Raw genomic sequence first — 17,190 nt, forward strand, 5'->3', positions numbered from 1 at the left:
TCTATTTAGAATAAACTCTGATTAGATTGATCAATAGCATATACAGATAACTGCCGCTATACCTGATATTCCAATGTACCTTTCGACCGCGTGCTACAATTGCTTTTTGCCGCTGCCATTTCGTTAAACTTGTATCCGTTGCAATCCCGCGATTCACAATCGATAACAAAAAAGAATCGCGCGCCGTTCTTGTTAATGGCGCTGTTTCCATCCATTTTTCTGAGAAAGTCCATGCATTTAGTTGCCCCACACGCCCCGCCGTCGCAACATTTTGATGGTAAACCGTTTCGGCGCTTGCTAAATGTTTCATCTCAACGCCTGCCTGCTCCATCCGCAACAATAAATCCCAATCTTGATGTTTTTTGAGGCCCTCTGTGAATGGTATTTCGAGCAGAATTTTTCGAGGAATTAATAAAGTAGAGGTTTGCATAAAGCCAATCGTTTTCCAACTTTTGCGAGAAAACAAGTAATCACCAACAGAGTATGCGCCTTCCTTCCAAGGTATATACGGCAATTGATACGTCCGTTTTGGTTTCCCAGGTGCATATGTTGCAACAGAAGTAAACGCGAGGTGCCGTGCCTCTGAATTCTCATCTAATAACGCGAGTTGCTTTTCCAATTTATCCGGCAGAAACTCATCGTCATCATCCAAAAAGGCAATCCATTTTCCAGCGGCTATTCCGACACCGAGATTTCGAGCGGTACTACCACCAACACCTTTTGTTTGGAGCACTTTCACCGGTATCTCACCATCCATATAACGCTGCACAAACCGTTTTGTGACGTCATCTTCGCCATCAATCACGATACAGATTTCGACAGCGGGATACGTTTGCGACAAAACGCTCGCTACCGCCCGTTCCAACATCTTCACACGATCTCGCGTCGGTATCACGACACTCACTAAATCACGCATCATTGATTCTCCTGGTAATAATAGTGATCCTGCTTCTGCTTTTGATTATTAAAAATTGCACCGAGGAACAGCTTCGAACTCTGCTCCAATCGTGTACTAGCCTTGCGCGCCCGCTCCGTCACCGTATAATCGTTACGAATCACGAGAATCGACGCATCCGTCATCCCTGACAAAACTTGCGCATCCGCTACAGCCAAAATCGGCGGCGTATCCATAATAATATGGTCAAACTTCTCTCCTAGTTCTGCGAGCACTTCTTTCAACCGATCCGACGCTAAAATGGACGCTGGATTCACTGGAATAATACCCGCCTGTAAAATATACAAGTTCGGCGTATCACTTTTAAAAACCGCACCTTCGACCGTGGATTCCTTCTTGATCAAGCCCATCAAACCAAGCGACACGCCATTTCGGAAATACTTATGAATCGTTGGTTTCCGCAAGTCCGCATCAATCAGCAAGGTCTTTTTCCCCTTCTGAGCAAACGCAATCGCGAGGTTACTCGAAATAATCGATTTCCCAGAACTCGGATCGGCCGACGTGATCAAAATCGATTGTAACTTCTGATCGATACTCATTAATTCAATGTTTTCTACGACCATCCGAAACTGTTCCGACAATGGCGATAATGGCTTATTCTGCACGATAAGTTTGCGGTCTTCGCGTTGCACTTCTTTCTTTTTGCGTAACATCATTTTTTCTTTCGCCTCCTTGCTGCATTATCTTCATGGCTTGCTGTATCCGTGGATGTAATGTTTCCAATCGTTCCAATCACTGGAATTTGCAAACGAGCAACGATCTCTTCTTCCTTCTTAAATCTCTCATCAAAAATCCGTCTAGCAAAACCGACAACAACACCAATCACAAGCCCTGCAAACATTCCCGCGAGCATCCCAACTTTGATATTCGGGCTAATTTTTTGTGCAGTATAGGCGTCTGCCAACAACTCGACATTGGAGATTTTCATCATACTTGGCGTCTCTTTCAAGAAATGCTTCGTTACAATCCGCACCATTCGAATCGCTTCGTCTGGATTAGCATCGACCACATGAATGTTAATCACTTGCGAGTTCTGAACGCTATCAACGGATACTTTCCCAGCCAGCGCCTCAAGACTCATCTGTGGACCGATTTCCTGTGCCGCACTTTTCAAAATACGTGGGCTCTTGATAACGACACTGTACGTATTTACCATCTGAATATTCGCCTGAATTTCCGAGTTTTGCACCGCGGAGTTCTGGTCTTGTGCGTTTTGTGTAATAAGAACTTGCGATACCGCTTCGTATTGCGGTGTTACAAAAAATTGCAAATAGCCGAACGTGGCTGCGGCGCAAAGACACATAGAGGCAATGATAATCCACAGGTTTTTGCGTAAGACTTCCATGATTTCTCTTAATGAAATGGTTTCTTCCATAATGCATCCTTTCCTAAAGCCGGCTTTGTTCCTTCATTCCCAAACGAAATTCCAATGAGGAAAAAAGTAATGATGCCAAGGCTTGTCGTGAGATAGAGTTCTGTAAATAAAGAGGTGATCGCATACAGGAAAAGCACGAGCGTGAAGGCCTGCGTCGATCCCGACCGCCGATTAATCATGAGTAGAAATAACACGATAATCAGTCCAAAGCACACCACGCCGATATACCCGAACTGTGCTAGAAACATCGCGACATAACTATCATTCAAATACTGCGGATTTTCTCTCGTAAAACCATAGTACTCATAAAATCGCAATGTATCGTAAAGCGAGGAGTAATTTTTCACCGAGCTTCCCGACCCAAAGGATGCAAAACCAGCTCCAAATGGCGCATACATATCGGCTATTTTAAATGCCCCTTGATAAAGCAAACTACGCGCAGAGGTCGTTGAGGAAAGCAGTCGCGTATCGATAACTTCCCAAAACATAGCGATGAGCGCGACGCCTGGCAAGATCAGATAACTAATTTTAAAACTTTTCTTTTTGGCGTAATATTGGAACAACAGCATGAAGAAATAAATCGCGATAAAAATCAGACCTTTATTTCGAGCTGCGAAAAAGATTAGCGTACTGCCCATCAATAAGAATGGGATATGGTAGCGTACATTTTTTAAACCGAGGAATAACATGCAGAAGAATACGGTTGCGCTTAGATAAGTCGCGTGTGGGAAAAGCAGATATTGCGTTCTGATACCAAATCTGAATTCAGTGGAAGGCCAGATTGGATAGGCTAAATTCACGAGGAGTAGCAAGAATAGAATCCCGATTATCCATTTTGCGTAAAGAACCAATCGATCGGTTTGGGAGGTGAAGAAGCCTTCTTGAAAAGCCAGTCGACCGAAGAAATACGCGACAAAACATTTCGAGATACTCCAAATGTCGAGAACAATAAATGACGTACCGCGAATACCAGAGGCCAGATTTCCGAATAACCCGAGGCCGATGATGATGAGCACCAGTCCAATAATGATATATTCCTGCGTCATCAATGCTTTTGGCTGCTTCAGTTGGAATAAAACAATCCCGATAAGACATAGAAATGTAAGCACATTATCCAGATTTAATGTTGGCAAATAGGCTATATTTTCAATTGCTGGTGCAAAAAGAATGAGCGTAAGGAATGTAAAAAATAGAAAACTGGCAAAGGGTTGCTTTTCTCGTTTCAAAACTGGCTCCAATAGCTATTCATTCCATTCTGTATAAATTTGATCCCATTTCCGGTTATAAGCTGGCATCGAAAAAGCCGACTTGATTTTGTGTGAAGCCGCCGCCCCCATTTTGCTCCTCTCCTCTTCTTGTTCTATCAAAAAGGATATGGCATCATAAAGCGCATCTTGATCTCCAGGTTCGATGAGTAAGCCATCTTTACCTTGCTCCATAACATCTGGAATGCCACCAACATACGTGCTAATATTCGGTATTCCGCGAGCCATTGTCTCAAGTATCGCCATCGGTAAACCCTCTTGATAAGACGGTAACAGGTGAATAAGCGTTTTTTGCATCGTCTGTTCTTTTTCTTCTGCTGTAATCCAACCGCCAATGCGCACGTTGTTTAGCTGTTTTTGCGTGATGATCGCTTGTGCTTGTTTGGTGTCTCCATCCCCGTACAGATAGATGAAAATCTCAGGATGCTCGTCTTGTAAACGTTCCGCTACTTGTAAAATATCGTACGTGCCTTTTCGTTCGCCGAGCTGTCCAAAACTGCTTATTTGTGTGCGTTCTACTGGTTTCTCGCTAGGTGCTGGAATTGGAACCGCATTTTGGACGATTTCCATCGATATTCCGTATGCCGCAAAATAAGTTTGCACGTCTTCATTTAGCACGATGATTTTGTCCGCTTTTCGCAAGGTTTGCAGCAAGTGCTTTTGTAACCGCGGTCCACTCATTTGATGATACTGATCGAAGTGAGAACCATGAATGTGCAACAATACTTTTCTCCCGCACTGTTTTGCTATCCTTGTCGCGATGGCCTTACGAAAATAGCTACCGTCTTGCGCCATGTGAATATGCACCAAGTCGATTTTCTTGCCTATGATTCGAAATGGCAACGATAAAATACCTAGTGCCGAGTAAAAAGTACGTCGGAACAAGCTGCCTTCTTTCCAACTTTCCGCATAAAATATCGTGTTGTCTGAGGAGCTGAAATGATTTTGAAAGTTTGCAATCACCGTCGCAATCCCGCCCTTCGTCGTCCGATCTGGACCAAACATTAGGATTCTCATTTTTGAAGCCTCTCTTTTCAACCTATTTTTTCGTTACTAATTGTCATATTCTATTGATTCATTTTTGAGGCGCTGACTTGTATTGCCCCTACTTCTATTTAACCATGTATCGTCAAAATTGCGTATTCATGTTTGTCTGGTCTCTAGACATTTGTAAGAATTTCTAGGCTGGTCTTTTACGCGTTCGTTTCTCTTTTAGCACATGGTCTAAAAATACAAGGTTGCCGACGACATATCTTTTTGCCAGCCGTTTTGGTTCTTGCATCATGCGGTATAGCCATTCTAGGCTGCAGCGTTGCATCCATTTCGGCGCTCGTTTCAATTCACCGGCAATGACGTCAAAACTACCTCCAACGCCAATCGAAACTGGCACGCCCATCTCGTCCATATACTGATCCACGAAGAATTCTTTTTGTGGGCTTGGCAACGCGACGAATAATAGATCTGCATCGCTCGCCTTAACCTGCGCCACAACATCTTCCTCCTGCGCTTCATTGAAAAAGCCATGATGGTATCCTGCAATTGGTAACGTCGGGTAATCGCGCTTCACTTTGGCAATCAGTTTATCAAGAATGGCTTCACTCGTGCCTAGGAAATAGACGCGATATCCTTTTATAGCTGCTTGTTCGAGCAAATGTAACATCACATCGATTCCCGCCACACGTTCAAGCGCAGGTTTCTTGAGTACTTTCGCCGCTAATACCATGGACATACCGTCTGGATTAATAAGCGCCGCCTCATTGATAATTCTTTTAAACCGCGGATTTTTTTTCATCAGATTAATCTTGTCCGCATTGACACCTGTATGATGCACCGGCGTACGATTTTTGATATAAACTTCTATTTGATCGATCGTTTCGTTAAAATTCAAGGTATCCAAATTAGCCTCTAAAAATTGAATGCGGTTAGCCACTATATCCCACTTCCTTTTCCAGTGAGTTCGCGCCATGTTTTCATTAAAATAACGAAATTGAAGCGCAGGGAGCGATTTTTGATGTAACGTAGGTCTAGTTCGACCATTTCTTTGAAGCTTAAGTTATTGCGACCACTTACTTGCCATAATCCTGTACAGCCTGGTTTCACAAGTAAACGTAACTTGTCATAGCTTGTATAGTCTGCTACTTCATCTGGTAACGGTGGACGCGGGCCAACAACGCTCATATGACCTTGCAATACGTTTAACAGCTGTGGAAATTCATCGAGGCTTGTTTTTCGTAATATTTTACCGATTTTCGTGATACGCGGATCTTCTTTCATCTTGAACATGCAACCGGCCACTTCATTCTGCGCTAAAAGGTCGGCTTTTTGTTTCTCCGCATCCACAACCATCGACCGGAATTTGTACATGTAGAACGGCTTTTGATCTTTTCCAATACGACTTTGCTTGAAAAAAACGGGTGCTTTTATGTCGCTTAATTTAATTATGAGCATGATGAAGAGTAGAACTGGGGCACTAATAATGAGTGCCAATGTTGCGATGGAAACATCTAATACCCGATAGCGCCACTCTTTTTGATCTAAGCTTTTCAGTTTTTGGGTTTCTTGCGATGAGTAAAACAATCATTTTTCCTCCTCCATCATTTGCTAGGGAATGAAAGCAACCATTCAGCCACAGGTTCTTGATCCATTTGGAAAGCATAGCTCATCCAACCTTTTTCAAGACTCGCAGGAATTTCAAAATAGATATTTCCAGTAATTGTTTTGCCAGCAGCTACTTCCTGACCAAGACTATCCGTTTTCATACCATAAATATCATATTCCTTGCCATCATCATCTTTTAGCCTGAAGTTTCCAGCGCCAATACCAATCGGCTTTTCCGTGTTGTTCTTCACTTTCACTTCGATTTTCAAGATACGTTTGCGATCAGTTGCAGCTTTTTCACGCGTCACTTTCGTTGGTGTTACAGTCATTTCCTTAGATCCTAATGCTTTATTCAAATCGGTCTCTTCGCTATTACCACAGCCTACCAAAGCCACAGAAAGGAGCAGTATCGCGAGAATTGTCATGCTAATTTTTTTCATAATCCCTACCTTATTATTAAAAGGGAAACTACAATCAGCTTCCCTCCGTTATTTTGTTAATGAGTCTATTCTGAGAGGCTTACTGCTTTTTCAGACAGCTTCTTATTATCTGGACCATAGCCATAAACGATTACTTTATCGTCTGCTTTGATTTTCTTATCCAAGGCGTAGAATTTGTAAATGCCACCCGCTGAAATCGTGCCTCCGTAATGCATCTTACCGTTGACTGAAATCGCTATTTGCTTGATATCGCCAGTCAGTGTTCCCTTGATATTTGTGTCTGTCAGATTCAAATCTGCAGTTTTGATATCACCTGCGTAGAGGGCTTCTATTTTCAGCGTTTTGGATGTTAAGAGTCTGCTTTTCACATCATAAAAATTCATCGTTACTTGGGCATCTGCCTTCGTGATTTTGTCCAAAGCGTAGAATTTAACGGTGCCATTCGCAACCTCGCCACCCCAATATTTATTGCCGTCCACAACAATACCAACTTGCGCAATAGCTTCACCTGTATAGGTTGCTTTAATATAATTATCGCCTAGTTTGTAATCTGCCAAGGCAACTTCCCATGCTGACTTCACTTGAAGAGGAAAACTGTGTTTGATTTGTTTCGCGTCATCATACAAGTTCACCATGACCACATCGCTGACCTGCGTTATTTTATCTAAGCCATAAAATTTGAGCGTCCCATTTTCGACTGTCCCACCGTAGTAGCGTTTGCCATTAATATCGATGCTCATTCCTGTTGCAGCGCCAGTGTATGTCCCTGTGATATATAAATCGCCAAGTTGGTGCGTCGCGGCTTGCCCCACAATCGGAATCATCGCAGTTAATGCTGTCTGAGCCTTATTAATACTTGCTTCCAGTTCCTCTTTTAACGCAATATTTGTGATGTCTGCCACAAGTTCCAGCGCGCGATTGATCTCCGCTTGTGTGAGTGTTGGCTTGATATCATTTATCGGTTTATCATCTTGGAAAAGTTCATTTACTGCTGTTTTTGTAGCAAGTTCTGCTGCAAGTCGTGCCTCTTCTAACGCTTCTTGTTGGCGTACTATTTCCTCTAGTTTTGCTGCTTCACGTTCCACCAATTGCCGGTTCGCTTCGTCTAGTTGCAACTGTAATTCTGCTCTAATCACGGAATCCACTACCACATCAATCAAGGCTTGTACGTCTGCAATCGCTTTTGCATCTGTCGCTATGTTGATGGTACCCGTAGAGTTTCCATTTTCAAAAAGAGCGTTCAAAGCGATTTCTGCCTCTTCTTGACGAGCTCTATCCTCTGTTTCTATGGCTTCAAGCTTAGCCTTTGCGCTATCCAGTATTGTTTGCAACTCCGCTTTTTTAGTCGTATCTTGTATCACCGCAATCAGGTTTTGAACATCATCAATCATGAACATTGTGACTTCTGGTAGCAATTCGCCATCCGTATTTTTATCTACGAAGAAGTTGTTCAATGCTGTTTCTGCAATAATTTGCTTTTCAAGTTCCTCATCCGTCTCTTTTTGAACTTGGGCAACTGATTTCACTAGACTTAAACTGGTCATCCTATGATTTCCGTTAACATAGGCGTACGTCACTGTCCCCGCATCCATGCTATAGAACACTTTCGTTACATCTGATGTAGCGGTAAACGTAATTGCTCGTGGTGTTGTTTTCGTTGTTCCCGCTCCAAGATTCGTATCGGTCGCAGTCGTCTTGTGGCTTGCTATAACTTGATTATTACTATCCGTAACGCCAAACTCCGTGGTGGAACTAAACAGCTCTACGGTCGCACTACTCTTATTCCGAATCTCATTACCAGTTAATATATACTCTTTTCCAGGAACCGTTCGAATTTCTTGATAAGCAATATACGCCACATTATTTTCCTTAGCGTTTGTTGTTAACAAGTTCGCTGAATTAATAAGGAATGATACGGAGGTACCATTCACAGTTGGACTTGTTCCCGCTCCACCTAACCCAACTACGGTCCCAGCTGTAAAATAATTATTAGCGTCTAATGCCAGCGTCGCGCTTCCTAAAATGATCTTACCTTTTTGATACTTCCACGGCCCAGTAGCATAGGCGACACCAGTACGCTGGTCCACTAAACTCAAGTTATCAACAACATATGCAGCTGGTGTAGCCTCTGGATTTTCTGCTGCTAATCCTTTTCCAACTAGTATTTGAAGCGGCGTCATAACAGTCGTTCCGAGTAGAGATGCGATGGCCAGAGTACTCATCATTTTTTTCATGTTCGATTTTTTCATATATTCCTATTTTCCTTCTTCCTTCTAGATTTCCCTTTTTAACGAAAAATTAAAAATATTTAATTAAAAATACTTTTAATTCATTCTATATCTAGGCTATCTTGATGAAGAGTTGTTGTTGCTCATTGGTGAAAATCTGTTTTTCTTTTTCTAGCGACGTCAGCACCGTGCTTAATGTCGTCCTGCTTATCCCCATATAATTCGCTAGTATTTTCCTTGTGAAGCACGTTGGTATTTTAATAAAGCCATTGCAAGTTTCTCCAGTACCGTACCAGAGTGCTATCGAACGAAGGGATAATAATACTTTTTCCACATTCATTTCTCCCATCGATGCAATTTTCTGTGTATAACGATCATAAATCAGTCGCATATAATTATAATGGTACAGGTATCCTTCTTGAATATTCATGATTTTTGCGATTACATCAGTAAGTTCAAATTTCCAAACGATAAGCTCTTTACTTAATGCTACGGCATGAAAGTCTGTGTGTTCTAATTGTTTACTATGATGTAACCCAATAAACCCATTCTCGCTGACGAAATCAATGATCTGCGAATTAAGTACAAGCGCTGATACACCTTGTTCAATAGCATAAACAAAATCGGTTGCTTCCACTTGTAGCATCAATTCTTCTGATTTTTTGATAATTAGCTGCTCTTTTGGAATGGGGAAAATTGCATCATTTAGTAAAATTGGTAATAACTTCTTTGGGTTAAAATCTTCTTGGATGGCATCAATTGCGTACAGTTCTTGTAATTCCATTATGCTCGCCTCCTATAATTATAATAACAGCTAAAAATCAATTAACCTTTTTACAATTTTGCACGTTTTGTCGCGATTTGTGTCGAATTTTTGAACTTTGCTCTTTTTTTCACTCACAGTTGTTAATTCTATTTAATCATGACTGGTGGATTTTACATATTCATGTTTGTCCAAGATTTAGACTTTTATGATAATCGCATGTTCCTTCCATACAAAGCTACAAATATACCTCTTCACTTTTTCATATATGTCTGCTTTTCTGACAATATTGAATTTGCTCCTAGCTATATCCATGGTTAAATGGTTATAGAGGCAAATTAGGAGGAGCTACGTATGCAAACAAATAAACGTAATCAATCAGGCCATTTACTAGCAGCTTTACTTGAAACAAATATCCCTCGCCAAAAAATGATTTTACAAAAGAACGATAAAATCGAGCTAATATCTATAAATAAAGAGCCTTATATCTTCATTATCGTATCTGGTGTCGTTGCTATTTCCTCTAATACAAATACGATGATTGACTTTGCTGGTGAAGGCGATTTACTAGACTACAATGCTTACTCTAGCTATTTATCTGGTAAAGTATTAACAGATAAAGTCAGCGTATGGAGATTTGCTCAAATGGATATTTTCACTCAAATTGCGCAAAGTCCAGTTATTCAAATGGAACACTACCATATGCTACAGATGATTCAGCGCCGTTTAGAGCAGAAACAAATACATGCCACATTAGATACCAAAAATAAGATTGCCGCATTCATTCACACGCTAGCAGCACGCTACAATACAACAGTGAATAACCAAGGCATGTTGGAATTACCCAAATGTTTTTCAAGAAAAATGATTGCCAATTATGCAGGCGTTAGCCTCAGTACCTTGACAACGTACTTGCAACAATTAGTGGCAGAAGATCGTATAGTTTTCAACAAGCATGTCATTTTCATCAGTGAAAATAATGGTGTTTTATAATATAAAAAGATCACAATTAAGCTAAGCTAATTGTGATCTTTTTTGTGGTTCTAAAAATACCTATTCAGAGATAGTAACCACTTTTTCGGCGATTTTCTTATTATCTGGGCTGTAGCCGTAAACGATCACTTCGTCCATCGCTGTGATTTTTTTGTCGAGTGTGTAGAATTTGTATGTGCCGTTTGTTGCGATTGTTCCACCATAGTACATTTTTCCGTTCACAGAGATTGCTACTTGTTTGACGTCACCTGTTAATGTACCTTTGATGTTGGTGTCTGTTAGTTTCAAGTCTGCTGTTGCGACTTCACCTGTGTAAGCTGCTTGAATTTTTAGCGTTTTCGATGCTAGTAGATTGTTATTCGCATCGTAGTAATTCATAGTAACTACAGAATCTGCTGACTTGATTTTGTCTAGGGCGTAGAATTTGATGTTACCGTTAGCAACGTCTCCACCCCAATATTTCTTGCCATCTACAACAATACCAACTTGTGTAACGTCAGAATTATTGTATGTTGCTTGAAGATAGTTATCACCAATCTTGTAGTCGGCAAGTGTCACTTTCAATGGTTCTACGACTTGTACTGGGAATGAAGTTTTGATTTGTTTGTTGCTGTTGTATAGGTTGACCGTTACAACATCTCCTACTTTTGCGATTTTATCCAAACCGTAGAATTTCAATACGCCATTTTCCACGGTTCCGCCGTAATAACGTTTACCATTGACGTCCACACTCATACCTGTTGCGGCTCCTGTGTATGTTCCTGAGATGTAGAGGTCACCGAGTGTATATTTCTTTGCTTGTCCTACGATTGGGATGATTGCATCTAGTTGTGTTTGTGCTTTGGCAATGCTTGCTTCTAGAGTTGCTTTTGTTGCTGGATCTGTTACCGCAGCTACCAATTCTTTTGCTTGGTTAATCGCATCTTGTGTTAATGTTGTCGCGATATCATTGGTTGGATTGTTGCCTTGGAATAGCGCATTAACTGCTTCTTTAGCTGCTTTTTCAGCGGCTAGACGTTCTGCTTCGGCTTTCTCTGCTTCTTGACGTTCTATCAGTTGTTTCGTTGCTTCGTCTAGTTGCGTTTGTAGCTCTGCTTTTTTCATTTCGTCTGTTAGCGCATTGATGACTTCTTGTGCGGCTAAAATTGCTGCCTCGTCTGTTGTTGGTTTGATGGTGTTATCCGAAGCGAATAAGTCTGCCACCGTTTGTGTTGCGGCTTCGGATGCTTGACGTGCTACTAATTGTTTCGTTGCTTCGTCTAGTTGTGTTTGTAGTTCTGCTTTTTTCGCTGCGTCTTTTACTTCGTTGACAAGTGCTTGTGCGGCTGCAATGGCTGCTTCGTCAGTCGTGTTGTTGATAACAGCATTCGCATCAAATAGCGCTTGTACAGCTTGTGTTGCTTTTTCTGCTGCTTCACGTTCTGCTAATTGTTTCGCTACGTCGTCCAATTGTGCTTGTAGTTCTGCTTTTTTCGCTGTATCTGTCACAGCATCTACCAGTTTTTGTGCATCGGCAATCGCGGCTGCATCTGTCGTTGGCTTGATGTTATTCGTTGCGTCTACAAGATTTTTGACTGCGTCGCTTGCTGCATCTTGGCGTGCTTGTTCTGCGGCTACAAGTTGGTCTGCAACCATTTGTTCTGCTTTTTCAATTTCTTTCAGTAACGCTTGTTTGGTCACAACGTCTTCGATACCGTTGACTAATTTCTTCGCGTCATTGATTTTTTGTTGCGTAATATCGGTTGCTGTAGCAGTATGCGCATCATTCGCGAATAATTTGTTCACGGCTGCTGTTGCTTCAGCTTCGGATACGTAAACGTGGATTTCAATCGAGCTATTTTTGCCATTTGCAAGGGTCGCTGTGATGACAGTTTTACCAGCGCTTAAGCCGACTACTTTACCAGTCGCGTCAATGCTTGCAATTGCTGGATTAGATGATGTCCATGTAACGCCTAGTTTACTTGTTGTAATAGCGTCTAGTTGCACACTTTCTGTCGTTAAGAGAGTACGGTTACTACTATTAATTGTCACATAAGCATTGGATTCAGCAAGTGTTGCGGCTGCTTGATCTAACATGGCTTGTGCTTTATCAATTTCTGCAAGTAGTGCATCTCTTAAATCGCCACTTGGTAATTTATTAACTGCTGCTTCTGCACGGTTAATCGTTGTTTGCGTTGTCGTTGTTTTGATTGCCGTATGATCCGTTGTTGTGAATAGATCATTGACTGCTTTTTCTGCTGCTGCACGATCTGCTAAGAAATCGGTAGCTTTCGCAAGTTCTGTTTCTAATGCACGTTTCACTGCTGGATCGGTTATTGCCTCAATTAATATTTTAGCTTGGTCTACATCCAACTGTGTCGTTGTATCTTTCAATGCCAAGTGAGCGTTACTGCGGAATAAATCGTCTACAGCTTTTGTCGCCGCATCTTGACGTGCTTGTTCTGCTTGTTGAATATTAGCTTTTTGCTCTGCTAATTGACGTTTCGCTTCATCCAATTGTGCTTGTACGGTTGCTTTTTCTGTTGGATTCGTGATCGCGTCTACTAATTTTTGAGCATCTGCAATGGCTTTATCATCCGTTGTTGTTTTGATCGTTCCAGTCACATCATTATTGTTGAAAAGTTCTTTCACGCTTGCTGCGGCTGCTTCTTGACGCGCTACTTCTTCTGAGGCGGCTAATTCATTCGCTGCTAATTGGCGTTTTGCTTCTACGATGTTCGCTTGTAATTCTGCTTTTTTCGCTGGGTTTGTGATTTCATTAACCAACGCTTCTGCGGCTGTAATTGCTGCGGCATCTGTTACGATTTTGATTGTGCCATTCACGTTACCGCTGTTGAATAAGTCTTTTACTGCTGTTTCAGCGAGAGCTTGACGTGCATTTTCCGCTTGTTCTGCGGCTTTTTGGTCCGACAATTGTTGTTTTGCTTCGTCTAATTGTGCTTGTAGTTCTGCTTTTTTCGCTGTATCTGTCACAGCATCGATGCGTTGTTGCGCGCTTGCGATTGTTTGATCTGTTGTTGTTGTTTTGATCGTTCCAGTTACATCATTGTTGTTGAAAAGCGCTTTCACTTCTGCGGCAGCTGCATCTTGGCGTGCTTTTTCTGCTGTTGCTGCGTCACGTGCTACCAATTGCGCCTTCGCTTCGTCTAGTTGTGCTTGTACTGCTGCTTTTTCTGTTGGATTCGTGATTGCATCTACCAATTTTTGCGCATCAGCAATGGCTTTAGTATCCGTTGTTGTTTTAATCGTTCCAGTCACATCATTGTTGTTGAAAAGTTCTTTCACACTTGCCGTAGCTGCTGCTTGACGCGCGGCTTCTTCTGACGCGGCTAATTCATTCGCTGCTAATTGGCGTTTTGCTTCTACGATGTTCGCTTGTAATTCTGCTTTTTTCGCTGGGTTCGTGATCGCATTCACCAATGTTTCTGCGGCTGTAATTGCGGCTGCATCCGTTACGATTTTGATCGTGCCGTTCACGTTGCCACTGTTAAATAAATCTTTTACAGCTGTTTCAGCAAGGGCTTGACGGGCATTTTCCGCTTGTTCTGCAGCTTTTTGGTCTGCCAATTGTTGTTTGGCTGCGTCTAGTTGTGCTTGTAGTTCTGCTTTTTTTGCTGTGTCTGTCACAGCATCCACGCGTTGTTGCGCGCTAGCAATCGTTTGATCATCAGTCGTTGCCTTGATTGTTCCAGTTACGTCATTGTTGTTGAAAAGCGCTTTGACTTCTGCTGCCGCTGCATCTTGGCGTGCTTTTTCTGCTTCGCGTGCTGCCAATTGTGCTTTCGCTTCGTCCAGTTGCCCTTGTAATTCCGCTTTTTTCGCGGTATCCGTCACGGCATCCACACGTTGTTGTGCATTCGCGATCGCTTGCGCGTCTGTCACTGTTTTGATTGTTCCAGTCACATCATTATTGTTGAAAAGCGCTTTGATTTCTGTCGCTGCTGCTTCTTGACGGGCGCGTTCTACAGCGGCTTCACCATCACGATCTTCTAGTTGGCGTTTCGCTTCGTCTAACTGACTTTGTAATTCTGCTTTTTTCGCTACATCTGTCACAGCATCCACCAAGTTCTGTGCACTTTCAACCGCTGTTAAGCCTGTTGTTGCTTTGATTGTTCCTGTCACATCATTGTTGGCAAAAAGAGCCTTTACTTCTGCGCTAGCTGCATCTTGACGAGCTTTTTCTGCTGCCGCTGCTTCGCGTGCCGCTAATTGACTTTTCGCTTCGTCTAATTGCGCTTGTAATTCCGCTTTTTTACTTGCGTCTTTTACTGCATTCACAACGATTTGTGCATCCGCAATAGCCCCGGCATCTGTCACTGTTTTGATTGTCCCAGTCACATCGTTATTGTTGAAAAGTGCCTTCACATCATTTACTGCTGCTTCTTGACGGGCTGCTTCTGCCGCTGCTTCCGCTTCTGCTATCTCACGCGCTGCTAATTGACTTTTCGCTTCGTCTAGTTGGGCTTGTAATTCCGCTTTTTTCGCTGTATCCGTAACACTATTAATTAATGCCTGTGCACTTGCGATTGCATTAGCATCCGTCACTGTTTTGATAGCGCCGGATACATCATTATTATTGAATAATCCTTGCACTGCTTTTGCCGCTGCTTCTTGGCGGGCTAATTCGTCGGCTACTGCTTGTTCTTTCGCTGCTAATTGACTTTTCGCCTCATCAATATTAGCTTGCAATTCCGCTTTCTTCGCTGGATTCGTAATAGTGTTCACTAGATTTTCTGCGGCTGTAATCGCTGCTTGATCTGTCGTCACTTTGATGTCAGCATTCACATTATCATTCGTAAATAATGCTTTTACTGCAGCATCTGCTTGCTCTTGACGTGTAGCTTCTGCCTGTTCTTCTGCGATACGATCAACTAATTGTTCCGCTGCTGCGTCTAGTTGCGCTTGTAATTCCGCTTTTTTGACTGGATCTGTTACTGCATCCACCAATTTTTGCGCATTTTCAATCGCTTGACTCGTCGTTATGTCTTTGATAGTACCTGTTACATCTCTGTTATTAAAAAGATCTTGAATCGCTGTTTGCGCTTCGGCTTGTCGTGCAACATCTGCTAACGCTTCTTGGGCTTTTAGCAATTCAATCGCTTTATTGATATAGCCTTGAAGCTCTGGTTGTATCGTTGGACTCGTCACTAGCTCGACCAATGCTTGCGCACTGTCCACTGCTGCTCGATCCGTTGTTGGAGCAAGAACTGTATACTTCGTCGAAAATAACGCGTTCACCGCGGCGATGGCTGCGTTATTTGCCGTACTATCCCCAGCTACTTTAAAGCTAAATACATTAGGATATCCACCAGTTCCTGTAGCATTACCTCCAAGATTTACAGTAGTATTAGCAGCTAATGGCGTAAACGTTAAAGTAAAGATAATTTCGCCTGAAGTTGGACGAGTAAATTTTGTCCCAATACCAGTAGAACTGATATATCCATATTTTTGGGCAAAAGCTGTCGTGATTTTTACTTGTATCGTTTTTGTATTAGATGTCCATTTTTCACTGGTGTAAACGCCAGTTCCTACAAGAGTCCAAGTTACCGTTGCTGTAGCTGCTGAAGCTGACTTGGGCAATATACTTAACGGAGCTACTACTGTTGTTCCAAGCATCGAAGTGACCGCTAATAAGCTAATCGCTTTTTTCATTTTTTTGTTCATCATAATTTTTAATTCCTTCTTCCTTTTTTGTTTTTAGTACATAAAAGAACACAATTTAGAATATTCTGGTTATACACCTCCTCAAATAAATCTTTCATTATTTAACGAATAATTGTTGCCGTTCATTGATAAACACTAGCTTTTCTCTTTGTAATGCGGTCAGGACAGTGCCAAGTGTTGTCCTGCTGATTCCCATATAGTTTGCTAATATATTTCTTGTAAAGCATATTGGGATTTTAGTAAATTCTTTATACATTTCTTTATCTCCGTACCAAAGTGCAATCGAGCGTAATGTTTGCATGACCTTATCCAAGTTCATTTCTCCTAGCGATGCAATTTTTTGGATGTAACGTTCGTAAATACGATGCATATAGTGATAATGATACAAATATCCTTCTTGGATGTTCATGATTTTAGCTAATACGTCTGTCAGCTCGAATTTTCGAACAACAAGTTCTTTACTAAGAGCTAACACGTGAAAATCCGATTGTAAGCGCTGTCTACTATGGTGTAGTCCAACAAACCGATTCTCATCTACAAAATCGATAATTTGCTTGTCCAGGACAAGGGCCGATACGCCTTGCTCAATAGCGTATACAAAATCGGTATCTGATGTTCTTAACATTAATTCTTCCGTTTTCCCAATAACCAGTTGTTCATTTGGAATCGGAAAAATGGCATCATCGAGTAGAATCGGCAATAACTGGCTTGGATTAAACTCTTCTTGGACGGGATTTATTGCATGTAGGTCTATTAATTTCATTAAGATCACCTCTTATTCCTATCATAACAACTAAAAAGTGAATAGGCTTTTTATAAATTTGCACGTTTACTCACAATTTGTGTCGGATTCTCGAACTTTTATTTTACGTTGAAAAAGCTATGTTTTAGGTACTAGCATGCCCCATC

Annotated in this window: 13 protein-coding genes; 1 reads left to right on the forward strand and 12 read right to left on the reverse strand. The window is 41.8% G+C overall.

Features of this window, described 5'->3' with window-relative positions; genetic code table 11:
* Position 1: 1 nt before the first annotated feature.
* From HCJ54_RS06255 to HCJ54_RS06300, 10 genes are all read right to left on the reverse strand, one after another.
* On the reverse strand, positions 2 to 919 hold the full coding sequence (locus tag HCJ54_RS06255; protein WP_187137012.1) for a glycosyltransferase family 2 protein: 918 nt from the start codon (positions 917 to 919) through the stop codon (positions 2 to 4).
* On the reverse strand, positions 916 to 1,611 hold the full coding sequence (locus HCJ54_RS06260) for a CpsD/CapB family tyrosine-protein kinase (protein WP_187137013.1): 696 nt from the start codon (positions 1,609 to 1,611) through the stop codon (positions 916 to 918). Before HCJ54_RS06260 ends, HCJ54_RS06255 begins: the two co-directional genes overlap by 4 nt.
* Positions 1,608 to 2,330: a YveK family protein gene (locus HCJ54_RS06265; protein ID WP_187137014.1), complete on the reverse strand. Its 723-nt coding sequence runs from the start codon at positions 2,328 to 2,330 to the stop codon at positions 1,608 to 1,610. Before HCJ54_RS06265 ends, HCJ54_RS06260 begins: the two co-directional genes overlap by 4 nt.
* Positions 2,309 to 3,556: a hypothetical protein gene (locus HCJ54_RS06270; RefSeq protein WP_187137015.1), complete on the reverse strand. Its 1,248-nt coding sequence runs from the start codon at positions 3,554 to 3,556 to the stop codon at positions 2,309 to 2,311. Before HCJ54_RS06270 ends, HCJ54_RS06265 begins: the two co-directional genes overlap by 22 nt.
* Positions 3,557 to 3,571: 15 nt before the next feature.
* Positions 3,572 to 4,612, reverse strand: coding sequence for a glycosyltransferase family 4 protein (locus HCJ54_RS06275; protein WP_187137016.1), 1,041 nt, complete (start codon positions 4,610 to 4,612; stop codon positions 3,572 to 3,574).
* A 163-nt stretch (positions 4,613 to 4,775) separates the two neighbouring features.
* Positions 4,776 to 5,525 carry a WecB/TagA/CpsF family glycosyltransferase gene (locus HCJ54_RS06280; protein ID WP_222712970.1) on the reverse strand — a complete coding sequence of 250 codons (750 nt, stop codon included), beginning with the start codon at positions 5,523 to 5,525 and terminating at the stop codon, positions 4,776 to 4,778.
* Complete coding sequence (locus HCJ54_RS06285; RefSeq protein ID WP_425324795.1) at positions 5,525 to 6,142, reverse strand: sugar transferase; 618 nt, start codon at positions 6,140 to 6,142, stop codon at positions 5,525 to 5,527. Before HCJ54_RS06285 ends, HCJ54_RS06280 begins: the two co-directional genes overlap by 1 nt.
* 47 nt (positions 6,143 to 6,189) lie before the next feature.
* The gene (locus HCJ54_RS06290) at positions 6,190 to 6,633 is read right to left on the reverse strand and encodes a DUF4352 domain-containing protein (protein WP_187137019.1); all 444 of its coding nucleotides are present in this window, start codon (positions 6,631 to 6,633) and stop codon (positions 6,190 to 6,192) included.
* A 65-nt stretch (positions 6,634 to 6,698) separates the two neighbouring features.
* On the reverse strand, positions 6,699 to 8,882 hold the full coding sequence (locus tag HCJ54_RS06295) for an immunoglobulin-like domain-containing protein (RefSeq protein WP_187137020.1): 2,184 nt from the start codon (positions 8,880 to 8,882) through the stop codon (positions 6,699 to 6,701).
* Positions 8,883 to 8,973: 91 nt separating this feature from the next.
* Complete coding sequence (locus HCJ54_RS06300; protein ID WP_187137021.1) at positions 8,974 to 9,645, reverse strand: cyclic nucleotide-binding domain-containing protein; 672 nt, start codon at positions 9,643 to 9,645, stop codon at positions 8,974 to 8,976.
* 333 nt (positions 9,646 to 9,978) lie between these two features.
* On the opposite strand from HCJ54_RS06300, the gene HCJ54_RS06305 reads away from it, so the two are divergent.
* On the forward strand, positions 9,979 to 10,617 hold the full coding sequence (locus HCJ54_RS06305) for a Crp/Fnr family transcriptional regulator (RefSeq protein WP_187137022.1): 639 nt from the start codon (positions 9,979 to 9,981) through the stop codon (positions 10,615 to 10,617).
* A gap of 60 nt (positions 10,618 to 10,677) precedes the next feature.
* Here the strand turns inward: HCJ54_RS06305 and HCJ54_RS06310 are convergent, their stop codons facing one another.
* Positions 10,678 to 16,284, reverse strand: a complete 5,607-nt coding sequence (locus HCJ54_RS06310) for a toxin Cry1Ac domain D-VI-related protein (RefSeq protein WP_187137023.1) — start codon at positions 16,282 to 16,284, stop codon at positions 10,678 to 10,680.
* A gap of 94 nt (positions 16,285 to 16,378) precedes the next feature.
* Positions 16,379 to 17,044, reverse strand: a complete 666-nt coding sequence (locus HCJ54_RS06315) for a Crp/Fnr family transcriptional regulator (RefSeq protein ID WP_187137024.1) — start codon at positions 17,042 to 17,044, stop codon at positions 16,379 to 16,381.
* Between the last annotated feature and the right edge of the window lie 146 nt (positions 17,045 to 17,190).

It is taken from the genome of Listeria grandensis (assembly GCF_014322885.1).
GTDB classification, from domain to species: Bacteria; Bacillota; Bacilli; order Lactobacillales; family Listeriaceae; genus Listeria_A; species Listeria_A grandensis.

What these genes read in the sequence shown, in the direction of transcription:
- HCJ54_RS06275 (WP_187137016.1), bottom strand. Translation starts at nt 4,612, where the DNA reads ATGAGAATCCTAATGTTTGGTCCAGATCGGACGACGAAGGGCGGGATT.
- HCJ54_RS06305 (WP_187137022.1), top strand. Translation starts at nt 9,979, where the DNA reads ATGCAAACAAATAAACGTAATCAATCAGGCCATTTACTAGCAGCTTTA.
- HCJ54_RS06300 (WP_187137021.1), bottom strand. Translation starts at nt 9,645, where the DNA reads ATGGAATTACAAGAACTGTACGCAATTGATGCCATCCAAGAAGATTTT.
- HCJ54_RS06255 (WP_187137012.1), bottom strand. Translation starts at nt 919, where the DNA reads ATGATGCGTGATTTAGTGAGTGTCGTGATACCGACGCGAGATCGTGTG.
- HCJ54_RS06260 (WP_187137013.1), bottom strand. Translation starts at nt 1,611, where the DNA reads ATGATGTTACGCAAAAAGAAAGAAGTGCAACGCGAAGACCGCAAACTT.
- HCJ54_RS06265 (WP_187137014.1), bottom strand. Translation starts at nt 2,330, where the DNA reads ATGGAAGAAACCATTTCATTAAGAGAAATCATGGAAGTCTTACGCAAA.
- HCJ54_RS06310 (WP_187137023.1), bottom strand. Translation starts at nt 16,284, where the DNA reads ATGATGAACAAAAAAATGAAAAAAGCGATTAGCTTATTAGCGGTCACT.
- HCJ54_RS06315 (WP_187137024.1), bottom strand. Translation starts at nt 17,044, where the DNA reads ATGAAATTAATAGACCTACATGCAATAAATCCCGTCCAAGAAGAGTTT.
- HCJ54_RS06290 (WP_187137019.1), bottom strand. Translation starts at nt 6,633, where the DNA reads ATGAAAAAAATTAGCATGACAATTCTCGCGATACTGCTCCTTTCTGTG.
- HCJ54_RS06295 (WP_187137020.1), bottom strand. Translation starts at nt 8,882, where the DNA reads ATGAAAAAATCGAACATGAAAAAAATGATGAGTACTCTGGCCATCGCA.